Genomic DNA, 11,831 nt, shown 5'->3' on the forward strand with positions numbered 1-11,831 from the left:
TGTCAATAATTCGAGGCTTATTTATTCTTCTCCAGAATATCTTTTAGAACTTCTGCAAAAACATCCATTGTTCTATACGTTTCTTCCAACGTATTATCTATACCTCCAACTTCTAATAATACTGAATTATCATGGAGCTCTTGATTATAGGTGTTTTGGGGATCGACCCCTTTTTCTATTACACCTATTGATAGTCCCGGATATAATTTTTCTAGTTGTTCATGAAGCTGAGTGGCAAATTTCTTATTCGTTTCATAGTTTCCACTCGTTTTTGATACTTCAAATTTAATTCTTGCGTAATCCTTCCCTTTAATTTCAATTGTGGATTCACTTCTTTTTTGAGAATCTCGATGTATATCAAACACCATGCGAATACTGTCATTTTCAGCTAAAACTTTTTGTAAATTTTCCCGTGATACTTTATATGAATCCGGAAAATTTAAACCTCTACTTTTTAAGATTCCAGTTATATCGGTCTCATCATGAATTGAATTAATTTGCATTTCTTTTAATGCTCTACTTAACTCTTTACCTACCAATGTTACATTTTTAGTATCACTATACGGCGGCTGCTCTCTATACGCCTGCTGTTCAGGAAGCTCCGGGAAAAACGATTCCCTGTTATGTGATTGATAAATATATACCACAGGTTTCTTTTCTTCCATTGCATAAGACAATGACGCCCTTCCATCACTATGGACTACCTCTGAAACTGTGCCACCTTCATTTAAGGAGATTAACCATGAAAAAATAAATGCACAAACTAAAACACTACTTGAAATCACCGAGAATTTTGTGAAGATCCTTTTTTTACCCATGCTTCGAGCTCGTTGTCTAAGAGTAGTTTCAGTTGCAGAAACAAATTCCTTTCTAGGATGTTGAGGGTACATTTCTTTCAGCATATCAAATAAGTCTTTTTCATTTTGCATTTGTCAAAACCCCCTCTATTTCAATATTCAGTTTTCTTTTAAGCTCTTTTAGGGCTCTATGATAATCAACTCTTACTTTCGCCGCACTACATTGAAGAATTTCCGAAGTCTCGTTTATGGAAAATTCATTAATACCTCGAAGAATGACTACTGCTCTGTAATTAGGTTTTAATTTAGCAATGGCCCCATGTATAAATCGCTTTAATTCTGTGACCTCAAATTCCTCATCAGGCTTCTTTTCATTCGATAATAACTGATTAAAAAAACCGTCCTTAAATAGTGAGGAAAATCTTTTCTTTCTGTAGTGATCTATTGCTACATGTTTTGCGATTGAAAAAATCCATGTTTTTAAATTATAGTTGCCATTAAAATTCGATAAACCTTTTAAGACCCGAATGAATACTTCTTGGGTCAAATCCTCAGCATCATTTTGATTTCCCGTAAAACAAACAAGAAATCTATAAACGTCTAAGTAATACAAATTGTAGATTTCAACTATTCTTGATTCTAAGTTATTTGAATCAATCAATCTTTCCCCTCCTTTTACTTATTTGCTTATAATTCGTTTGAGGTTAGGAAAAGGTTACAAAATTTTGTATAAATAAGGCTCATCACCATAAAGTGTGGTTGATCTCCGTTCCGGCTGGGCGCTTTGCCGCTGACGCTTCGCTTTCGCACAGATAAAACATTTGTTGCTGTCGCTTCGCTTTCGCACAGATAAAACATTTGTTGCTGTCGCTTCGCTTTCGCACAGATAAAACATTTGCCGCTGTCGCGCAGAGCAGAGCTTCCTGGGGGCGTCCGATGAGCCGCTTCGCTTCGCTGCAGGGTCTCGGGCCAACAGATGTTTTTTGCGCGAAAGCGAAGCGGCAGCAGCACCGATGTTGGTCACGAAGGCGTTATCACAGGACGTGATGGTTTTAGCCTTCGTTCCTCTATTGCTGATCCCCAAGGAGTCGACCAGCCTCCACTCCAATCAACCTAAATACATGGTATATGTTTTAACAAATGTCAGTCTCAATATTTGGTGATGAGCAAAAAAAAACAGAGCATATTTCTATACTCTGCGTTGATTACCATGATGTTTGTGTTTAAATAAGTGAATACAGTGAGCGTGCTTGCTTGGCGATTAATGTGTAGCCACGTTCTTCTATTTCTTTGAACGTTTGGGGCTCGTAATTAGGTAATACTAAGCTCGCTAAATCTGCCTCGATTGGTACGTTCGTTTGAATTGTTGCAAGCTCGTGTGACAATTTTAGCATGTCTACATTCTCATTAATTTTCGTACGTTGACCTGGCTTTAATTCGTCTATTGATGTAAGAACATTTTCGATAGAACCATATGTTTGAATTAACGTAAGTGCCTGCTTCGGTCCAATGCCCTTTACGCCTGGATAACCGTCACTCGTATCCCCCATAAAAGCTTTGACCTGTGCAAATTGAATAGGTTCGATGCCATATTCCTCAATAAAGCGTGTATGCGTATAAAGGTCATACTCTGTGTAGCCTTTTTTCGTAAAAGCAATTTCCGTTGATGGTCTTAAAAGCTGCAGTAAATCCTTGTCTCCGCTAATTACCGTAATGTCAGCCTCATCCTGAAATTTTGTAATCATTGAGCCAATTAAATCATCTGCCTCCATCCCTTTAACACCGAAATTTTGCCAGCCGATTTGTTGAGATAAATTTTTCGCCATATCAAATTGCGGTAGCATCTCCTCTGGTGGTGATGGACGATTAGCTTTATAGCCATCAAATAATTCGTTACGGAATGTATGTGCACCCATATCCCAGCAAACAGCAAGATGTGTTGGCTTCATAATAGATTGTGCCGTCAATACATGACGCACAAAGCCTTGGGCACCATTAGAAGGTGTCCCATCCGCAAGGCGAATATAATGTCCCATCGCAGCCGACGCAAAAAATGAACGGAATAATAGCGCCATGCCATCAATAATTAATAATTTTGGTTTTGTTGTCATGATAAATAATCCTCTCTATAACAATACAATGATGTATTCATTCATAATATATTAAGCATTGTTCTATTATAGCAAACTATCATCAAACTTCATTGTAAATATATACAAGCCATTATTCCGTCTCATTTTTACTATCTAATCATAGTGTTGCCTTTCTTTGAAATACGATTGCGGTAATCCAATCGAATACCTGTTATCCATTGCAAAAATGCCATCACGCCCATCTTTACAGTTTCAGTGCGTAGGTCCCCTTCCTTTGGATCGGCGTAGACAAAGTCAATATGGCGGACCCCTTCATTTTCACCAATGAGCTTTAGGATATCAAATAATTCATAGGCCGTTAATCCACCTGGTGTTGCAGCAGGGACATCTGGGGCGAATATAATATCGAGTACATCCAAATCTACTGATACATAAATACGATCCACCTCATACATAAGCTGACGAAGCATTTCGCGAATCGTTAATTGAATGCCATCACGACGCATTTGCTTTAATGTAATCATATGTATTCCTTGTTCTTTCGCGTAGTGAATCATTTCTGGTGAATTAAAAAAGCCGTGTAATCCGACATTATAAACATGTTTCCCCTCCACAACGCCTGCTGCAATGAGCTGCTGTATTGGTGAATCCAAAGCTAAGCCAATCTCTTCCTGATTCCGGGCATCCAAATGTGTATCAATCTGAATAATCCCTATGCGATCCTTTGGAAAAGCATTCTTTATTCCTCTTAGAGAGCAAGATGTTATCGCATGATCTCCACCTATAAGACACGTAAAACTTTTAGAATATGCAGTGCTTAAGCTTTCTGCCGCAGCTTCTATAGCTGACTCTGAGAGCATTCTATCCGTCTCGTGGATGGCCACATCGCCTACATCAACGACTGCTAACGAGCGCAAATCTACTTGCTCATCTAAATTATAGGATTGAAAGCTGGGCCAAGCCTTTCGAAATGCTGTTGGATACAGTGCTTTTTCGGAGGGTTTACTAGCATACGATAATAAAGCACCATATAAAATAATATCTACATCACTTGGAAGTGGATTTTCTTTTTGCTTAATCCATTGATGCATAGCTGAACCATTCTCTTGCTTATACTGCCATTCTGGTTGAATAAACATGTTAACCGACCACCTTCATGCTATTTTTCTATAACTATCATAACGTGGGGTTGACTTTCGTTCCGACCGGGCGCTTTACCGCTGACGCTTCGCTTTCGTGCAGATAAAACATTTGTTGCTGACGCTTCGCTTTCGCACAGATAAAACATTTGCCGCTGACGCTTCGCTTTCGCGCAGAGCAGAGCTTCCTGGGGGCGTCCGATGAGCCGAAGTGAAGTCAATTACCCTATGCTACCTTTATTGTTCCTATAAATATACCTAGAGAAATATCTTCCACATTAATAGTACCATTAGTACATATTTATTTCGTCAAAATTCAGTACTTCCCCTCTTAATTTTGAAAAATTCTCCACAGTCCATTTACCCCTATAACATAAAAAGTAGCAAACTAGGCCATTTTCTAGTTTGCTACTTGTGGGGGTTTTTTCACCCACTGATTATTAGTCTTCACCAATCGGGCTTTTGCGGGATAAAGTTTGGCAAAGCTCCGCGACCTCGTACATCGTATAGCTTTGAAAGCTATATTGATTATGCAATTCCTGATAATACTGTAAAAGTTCCTCAAGCATAGCTAAATTTTTTTCGATGTTCTTGCCAAAATTATGAGGGTGCCACCATAAATGATAAAAAGCTTTAGACCTTGCAGCTGCATGCATTCCCTCTTTAATACGTTGGACTTTTAAGCCTTCAAAAAATCGTAAAGGGCTACAATAGGGCCTTAAAAATGCACTTGAACGAATGTTAATAAAGGAATCCTTTTGCATTTCTTCTAGCGTTACTAGATGATTTCCCGTTATATTAACATAGCTATCCAGCCATTTTTTCGCACCTAATAGTCGACCTTTTTTCGTAAATTTTTGAGGATCGTACAACAGATGTTTTTCATTTCCTCGATAGCATACAAACCCCACTTCCTGACACGCCGGGAAATACGCTTCATTCACTTGATTACGTGGAAATACAATCGATTTCATTGGTGCGATATTTTCTTCACAAATCATGGCAGTAGCATGTAAATCTGCACGAAAATTTGCTTCAGTTTGTCCATTTTCTAAACAGTAAAAATGTGAAAATGTATGACTGCCTATTTCTTGATGTGGCGTACGTTTAATCTTCTCAATTAAGGATTTGCCGAAATGTAAAAGGTCCTCTTGCTCATTTTCTCCTACTTTTGCAAGTTGTGTATGTGCCGCGTAGCGCATGTTTTTATACTTTATGGGAATACCTCTTAAGTAGTGAGCCATTTCAGCTTTTGTTTCTGCAAACAATAGACCCACTGTTGCCCAAGTCGCATGAATGCCATATCGTTCAAATAACTCTAGTATTTTAGGCAATGCCTCACGTGCACCATATATATTTTTTTTGTATTGTCCGTACTTAAATACATCGTGGACACCCCAATTTAGCTCAAAATCCAATGATATAACAAGACCTCCACGATTTACTTCAATTACTACTTCCTCCATTTTTGCACGCCCAGTAACAGTGCACGTATTTTGGATTGGGTAATGTAACCGGAGTATACATCGACGACTTGTCCACCGAAGCCTAGCTTAAATGCACGAACATTTTGATCATCTGTCAGTTTCCCCATATCATATAAAACAAAGCCTTGCTCCTTTAAATGCAATAAATTATGCCATAGTAAGAAACGATTTGCATAACGAATTGGTCTTATTAAATGCTCTGGCATCGATTGTGAATGACAAGTCGCAACATAATAGGACATTGCTTTTTTAGCGTATACAATATCGAGTCTATAGCATAATGTTTGCCCACAAATACTGCGAATCTCAGACAGCCATAGTGCTCCTTTATTTTTTAAGAGCGTAATAGCTTCCATTTGAGACTTACTAATTAGCTCGAGTTTTTTCCTTTTTGCGAAGTTATTATAAAACTGTTGAAAGGCTCGTAAATTTTCATCTGATGGTTCTTTATAAATAAAAACTTGATAGGACTCTTTTTGTGCACGACGAAGAATTTTTCGATTACTTTCTGAAAGAGCAAGATACAATGATAACTCACTATCTGTAAGGTGAATATGAACCGTTTCACTTTTAACAAGCTTACGGCTTGGTACAAGTGAATTTGTATATCCAACAACTTTCATGGATTTTCTAACATTGGCTGGCTTCTCTACAAAATAAAAATGCTGCATTGCGATATTCCATCGCTTACTTTTAATGGACAGAATGAACATCGCCCCCACTCTCTGTGTATTTTTCTACATGATTTCGCTCATAGCGAGCACATTTAAAATGTTTCATTCGAGAAATACGTTTATAGCCTAGCTGCAATAATCGTTTACGCTTTCGCCATTGCCAAAAGCTTGCAGTAACCCAAAGTGTTTGTGCAGGTTTCATTTTTTGGAAAAAGGCTGTGATAATATCGATATTTTTATAAACATCATAGGTTAAAAAATATGTCTGCTTCGGCAATGCTTCAACAATTTGCAATTCATCTACACGCAAGTTCACCGCATGTAACGCAAACGCAGGCTTATTCGTTTCTGCATAAGAATCTTTGTAAATGGAGTATCCCTTATAAAATAGAGAAATAATTTCTTCCTTATCGAGTTGCATCGCATCCTGTATCGACAACTCCTCAAACAAATCTCCTACAGGTCGTTGCGGTGTAACATTATCTGATGGGGATAATTCATACAAATCCACTTGCTTAAAACGAATAAATTTTTCTACGAACATTTGTCCATATTCTAGCCAATCTTTTACTTTTCCATACTTTACTAAGTAACGTAATTGACCTAGAGTATTGCGTTTCCATTCCACGACACGATGATTGCCTTTTAAAAATTCCTTGAGTCGTTCTTTCAGCGTATAACTACTCGTCAATAGCTTTGAGCGTTTCGTTCCACTGCTTACGAGCATACGTCTTGTAAAATCAATATTAGAACGCCAATCGAACTTATATGGCTCGTAGCCAATACTCATATCGAACAGGCGATAGTTTTCAGAATAGGTTCTCTTAATAGTTTCCTGATTCACTAATCTGCCAGGGCCAAATATATTAAATGTTGGCTCATGTGCAAGTTCGTAAGTTACATAACGTCCACGGCAGCAAATTCCGTAGGTGAAGGCAATCCATTGGTCTTCAAAAACAAGTGCGTCTACCTCGACTTGCAATGCTTCCCCTTTAAGAAGCGTTAACTGTTCAAAAAAATCCTTTTTCTTACCTTTCGTAAAATCACTTGTATCTATTTTATTAGCCCATCGTCGATCAAATAATTTAAACATTTGCCAAAGCTCGTCCTGAGAAGGGATTTTCCTCGTTAATGAGCCTAATTCACGCAGCTTACGCTCTCTGCTATCCACACCATGCATTTTTCTACGTTGATTGAAATAGTTAGGGAAATCTATATCACGAAAGGCTAGATACGGAGTCACTACACGAAAAATACTCGGACGTAACTGCCTTTCAACAAAATATTGCTCAATGACCTTTGTAGAGTCCTTGCTTTCCAATAATCCATGAAACTTAAATAGTAGATGTTTATACTTTTCAATGAGCTGATCAAACACAAATGTTGTAGCAGGCAACAGCCATTCTTTTTTTGCAGAATAATTTGCAATATTATCTCCTGTAAAAGCATAAATTCGTATTCCCCATCGAAGTCGAACTAAGAAGGGGAAAAAGGCAATGATAGAACCATTTTCTTCAACAGCATAGAGCTCAACACGCTCTCTTCGCCCAACAATTTGCCACCAGTTATAAAACCAAGCAAATTCTATAAATGGATTATCATTGTCCTCCGCTACTAAAATTTCATCCCAAATATCCTTGTACCACATAAGCTCATCATCAGTTCGAATGCGAATTAATTGCAAATTAATCACCTTTCTTAGCCGACTTTAATACAGCCTGTTCGTAGACAAATAGAGTTTTCTGATACATTGGTAGAAACGTAAAATTCCTTGCGTCCCCCATTTTTTAACGTAAGCTCTCATCCAATAATAATTGTTTATGTCTTTTCTTTAGTAAGTTCTTATCATCTCAATTAATTAAAAATCCATTCTCATTATCAGAAACTAACTCATTAACACCACCTATATTCTTAGCAATAATCGGAAGTCCTGCTCGCATTGCTTCAATAATTGAAATCGGTAAGTCCTCCTAATCTGATAGCAAGACAAATAAATGACATTTAATTGATTACCAAAAAATGAGACACGATCCATTAAGACTTTGTCGGCAACGAATTTTTCTAAACTAGGGCGAAGTGAGCCATCACCTATCAATTGCAAGCGCCGCCAAGGTACATCAGAAAGCTCCGTTAAAGCCTCTAGCAATAAAACCCTGTCTTTTTGGCACTTCAAAACGAGCAACCATCACGAATAATGGATGCTCCTTATTCTCTTTAATAGGGGCTACTCGCTTCTCTATTTGGTAGATGCCATTATGAATCGTCAGCATTTTATGAGCAGAAGCAATTTTTTTAATGCGATCATATTCAAATACCGTAATAATTTTTGCTGTCAATGGCTGAACGAATTTTTCCATTCGACTATACATCATCTTTTTTGTGCGGTACGCCCTCTGTAAAACTCCAGCTATGAGCTGTAAAAACAATCGGAATGCGTAAAAGCCTACCAACTACACGACCAATTGCGCCTGCTTTCGATGAATGCACAGCAATAATATCTGGTTGTAATTTAAATATTAATCTCAATTGCCAAAAGGTTTGTAAATCCTTTTTAGATGAATCGCTCGCTGCATGGCTCATGGCTGGGATGCTGAAAACTTCAATTTTTTCTTCTTGAAAACGCACAGTGATGGATCATAAAAGCCTGTTACAATAGTTACCTCGTGAGCATCTTGCTTCAATTTTATGGCAAGGCCTCCACATGCTTTTGCGCTCCTCCGATCTTATCCATTCATGTAATAAGCTGAACGATCTTCAGAACCTAACACTCCTTAATTTTTAATAAGCACCCGTTCTCGCTAAAACTACGTAAAGTGTTTTGATGATAATTTTAATATCCATCCAAAAAGAATAACGATCAACGTACTCTAGATCATATGAAATTTTTTGCCCGTGAGAAATATTAGAGCGGCCGTTAATCTGAGCAAGCCCTGTTAAACCTGGCTTTACTTCTAAACGGCGTGCCTGTAAAGTGTTATAAGCATTTGTGATGGTTGGAACTTCTGGTCGTGGTCCAACAATACTCATATCTCCTTTTAAGACATTAATGAGCTGTGGAATTTCATCAATACTTAACTTCCGAAGAACGGCCCCGACCTTCGTGATTCGTACATCCTGTTCAGTTTTAAAAAAATAATCATCCGGAATTCCGTCTGCACACATAGTAGGCATATTCACTGGAATCGCCTGTATAGTCATTGTCCGTAGCTTCCAAATAACAAAGCGCTGATGATCCTGTCCGGTACGGATTTGTTTAAAAAAAACAGGGCGGCCTGTGCTAATAAGTAAAATGAGGAATACTACAAACATAAGAGGAATGGTAATAAAAAGTAATAGAAGTGCCCCCGTAATATCAAAAATTCTTTTCCCGTACTGACTATAAAATTTAATAGTCTGAGCTGACTGCTCGTGCAACACATCATCCTTTGCATTTTTTTAGCACCTAATTTTATATATTCATTTGGGACATTTATAGAACTACTTTTGAAAAAGCAGTTTCATAATAATATGTAAAAAAAAAGAGGCACATCATCATATCGTGGGTTGATTTCCGTTTCGACTGAGCGCTTTCCAGGGGGGCGTCGGAGAACTACTGAGTTTTGTCTGTGCGAAAGCGAAGCGACAGCAAAGAAGTCGCCTATTCTCCACTCCAAACTGACTACTAAAAATGCCATACATTTTAATAAATGTCGTTTCAAATTTTTAGTGATAAATGAAAAAAAGGAGTTATTTCAAAAATCATTTTTGAATAACTCCTAACATTATTATATTCAGCCATTAATGGTGATGTTCCTTTTCACCCTTGTATAATTTGTACATCGCATGTAATTTGAACATTTCCTTTTAATGCCTTACTAATCATACATGTTTGCTCTGCCTTCTCAGCTAATCGATTGATTCTTTTTTGTTCTCGCTCAGATAAATTTTGTACAACAATTCTTGGCTTATGTACGATTTTCTCATAAGTAAAAACACCGTTCGTGACATCAACAAAACCTTCAGCTTGCATAGATAAATCCAACACAGCAATCTTCGAATTTTCAAGTAGTGTAGCCAGTGTAATTAAATAGCAGGTTGCTGCCGCTCCAAGCAGCATTTCATCAGGATTTGTCCCAATTCCTGGTCCATTCATTTCTCGAGGAATAGAAATTTTCGTATTTAGATTGTTCGCAACAATATTCCCGGTCCCACTTCTCCCCTCCGACCATTTTAAATTCATAGTAAATAAATGTTTCACCATAAATAAATCCTCCTTTTGAGTATGTGGTTATAGATTATAGCAGTTGCCCTGTGGGGACCTAGCAGTTTTACGCTCTACCCGATCACTTTTCTTGATTACCCGACCAATTCTATTACCTAGCTAATCAGTTTGCAAGGTTACTTGGGCGATTCTCCATACAACCCAATCTCCCTAATAAAGATTCTACATTTTTAAAATAAGTTGATTGGAGTGGAGACTAGGTGACTCCTCGTGGATTAGCAATAGAGGAACGAAGTCTAAAACCATCACATGCTGTTGCGGCTGTCGCTTCGCTTTCGCACAGACAAAACACTTTGTTGCTGTCGCTTCGCTTTCGCACAGAAAAACACTTTGTTGCTGTCGCTTCGCTTTCGCACAGAAAAACACTTTGTTGCTGTCGCTTCGCTTTCGCTCAGAAAAACACTTTGTTGCTGCTACGTTACTACTCTTTCGCGTAAAAAACATCTGTTGGCCCGAGACCCTACAGCGAAGCGGCTCATTGGACGCCCTCAGAAAGAGCCCAGCCGGAACGGGAATCAACCCCATTCTATAGCGATGAACATTTTTCTTTCCCCCACATCAGTGCAATAATGAAATATCCAATATTTAAGAAAAACAGGAAAACTGATTTTATGGTAAAATAGAAAAAACGATTCTTTAGGAGATTTAAAAAATGATTTTAACAAAGCAACAAGCAATACAAGTACTTAAAAAGAACAAATTTATCGGTTTTACTACTAAAACAGGAAATATTATTATGAAGAAGATGAATAAAACCGATTATAATATTTTTGTATTTGAAGAAGGCAAAGATAAACCAGTACGTTATGTAGGTTCTATTATGAACGTGATGGCGACAATGAGCGACAAAGCTTCTAACAAGGATTTCGTCATTGTGGAACAGCTTTCAACTCAAAATAAAGAAGAGGCTGAATCTGTAGAGAAAGATGAAGTCAAAGAAGTAGTTGAGCCTGCAGAGAAAACTGAAATTAAAGAAGCTGCTAAGCCTGTAGAAAAAAACGAAGTCAAAGAAGCAAAAAAAGAAAAAGTAGAAAAAACAGCTGACTTCGATGAAGAAAGACGTGCTATTTCAGGTTACGAGGGCTTATATGATGTTACAGCGAGCGGTCGAATCATTACAGTGCGTGAAAATCGTCCATTAGCTCGATGCAACGATGAATATGGTTTCCATATTGTTCGTCTAACAAAAGAAGGTACTGCTTCAAGTCACAATGTATTTGAGCTTTGGAAGCAGGCATTCCCAGAACTTGAACAAACTAATTTTAAAGGTGCCTTAAAAGCGAAATATGGTACAGGCTGTAAGCTAAGCGATAAACCAGGTATACACTTTTAATCATAAAAAACCCCTAGCGTGCATTGACGCTAGGGATTTTTTTAGGT

The 11,831-nt window shown here is 37.9% G+C and carries 16 protein-coding genes; 1 reads left to right on the top strand and 15 read right to left on the bottom strand.

The window, feature by feature from the left end; all coding sequences use genetic code 11:
• Positions 1-17: 17 nt before the first annotated feature.
• The 15 genes from spoIIP to AC1DCY_RS05385 all read right to left on the bottom strand — a co-directional run bounded on the left by spoIIP (position 18) and on the right by AC1DCY_RS05385 (position 10,895).
• A complete protein-coding gene (spoIIP, locus tag AC1DCY_RS05315) occupies positions 18-929 on the bottom strand; it encodes a stage II sporulation protein P (RefSeq protein WP_477348110.1) in 912 nt (303 codons plus the stop codon).
• Positions 919-1,458 (bottom strand): RNA polymerase sigma factor, encoded by a 540-nt coding sequence (locus AC1DCY_RS05320; protein ID WP_477348112.1) that lies wholly within the window; start codon positions 1,456-1,458, stop codon positions 919-921. Before AC1DCY_RS05320 ends, spoIIP begins: the two co-directional genes overlap by 11 nt.
• Before the next feature lie 54 nt (positions 1,459-1,512).
• A complete protein-coding gene (locus tag AC1DCY_RS05325; protein ID WP_477348114.1) occupies positions 1,513-1,881 on the bottom strand; it encodes a hypothetical protein in 369 nt (122 codons plus the stop codon).
• Positions 1,882-2,020: 139 nt separating this feature from the next.
• Complete coding sequence (locus AC1DCY_RS05330; RefSeq protein WP_477348116.1) at positions 2,021-2,908, bottom strand: 5'-3' exonuclease; 888 nt, start codon at positions 2,906-2,908, stop codon at positions 2,021-2,023.
• Positions 2,909-3,039: 131 nt separating this feature from the next.
• Positions 3,040-4,029, bottom strand: coding sequence for an agmatinase family protein (locus tag AC1DCY_RS05335; protein WP_477348118.1), 990 nt, complete (start codon positions 4,027-4,029; stop codon positions 3,040-3,042).
• 20 nt (positions 4,030-4,049) lie between these two features.
• The gene (locus AC1DCY_RS05340; RefSeq protein WP_477348120.1) at positions 4,050-4,250 is read right to left on the bottom strand and encodes a hypothetical protein; all 201 of its coding nucleotides are present in this window, start codon (positions 4,248-4,250) and stop codon (positions 4,050-4,052) included.
• A gap of 219 nt (positions 4,251-4,469) precedes the next feature.
• On the bottom strand, positions 4,470-5,495 hold the full coding sequence (locus AC1DCY_RS05345) for a polysaccharide deacetylase family protein (protein WP_477348122.1): 1,026 nt from the start codon (positions 5,493-5,495) through the stop codon (positions 4,470-4,472).
• Positions 5,483-6,229, bottom strand: coding sequence for a hypothetical protein (locus tag AC1DCY_RS05350; protein ID WP_477348124.1), 747 nt, complete (start codon positions 6,227-6,229; stop codon positions 5,483-5,485). Before AC1DCY_RS05350 ends, AC1DCY_RS05345 begins: the two co-directional genes overlap by 13 nt.
• Complete coding sequence (locus tag AC1DCY_RS05355; protein ID WP_477348126.1) at positions 6,210-7,874, bottom strand: GNAT family N-acetyltransferase; 1,665 nt, start codon at positions 7,872-7,874, stop codon at positions 6,210-6,212. Before AC1DCY_RS05355 ends, AC1DCY_RS05350 begins: the two co-directional genes overlap by 20 nt.
• A gap of 166 nt (positions 7,875-8,040) precedes the next feature.
• Positions 8,041-8,130 carry a glycosyltransferase gene (locus AC1DCY_RS05360; RefSeq protein ID WP_477348128.1) on the bottom strand — a complete coding sequence of 30 codons (90 nt, stop codon included), beginning with the start codon at positions 8,128-8,130 and terminating at the stop codon, positions 8,041-8,043.
• A 177-nt stretch (positions 8,131-8,307) separates the two neighbouring features.
• Positions 8,308-8,547, bottom strand: coding sequence for a hypothetical protein (locus AC1DCY_RS05365; RefSeq protein WP_477348130.1), 240 nt, complete (start codon positions 8,545-8,547; stop codon positions 8,308-8,310).
• A 4-nt stretch (positions 8,548-8,551) separates the two neighbouring features.
• A complete protein-coding gene (locus AC1DCY_RS05370) occupies positions 8,552-8,815 on the bottom strand; it encodes a glycosyltransferase (protein WP_477348132.1) in 264 nt (87 codons plus the stop codon).
• Between the two features lie 153 nt (positions 8,816-8,968).
• Complete coding sequence (locus AC1DCY_RS05375; protein WP_477348134.1) at positions 8,969-9,604, bottom strand: sugar transferase; 636 nt, start codon at positions 9,602-9,604, stop codon at positions 8,969-8,971.
• A 382-nt stretch (positions 9,605-9,986) separates the two neighbouring features.
• On the bottom strand, positions 9,987-10,430 hold the full coding sequence (locus AC1DCY_RS05380) for an SACOL1771 family peroxiredoxin (RefSeq protein ID WP_477348136.1): 444 nt from the start codon (positions 10,428-10,430) through the stop codon (positions 9,987-9,989).
• Positions 10,431-10,613: 183 nt separating this feature from the next.
• Positions 10,614-10,895, bottom strand: a complete 282-nt coding sequence (locus AC1DCY_RS05385; protein ID WP_477348138.1) for a hypothetical protein — start codon at positions 10,893-10,895, stop codon at positions 10,614-10,616.
• 208 nt (positions 10,896-11,103) lie between these two features.
• On the opposite strand from AC1DCY_RS05385, the gene AC1DCY_RS05390 reads away from it, so the two are divergent.
• Positions 11,104-11,784, top strand: coding sequence for an NUMOD4 domain-containing protein (locus tag AC1DCY_RS05390; RefSeq protein ID WP_477348140.1), 681 nt, complete (start codon positions 11,104-11,106; stop codon positions 11,782-11,784).
• The last annotated feature ends 47 nt before the right edge of the window (positions 11,785-11,831 follow it).

It is taken from the genome of Lysinibacillus sp. 10T31 (assembly GCF_056394365.1).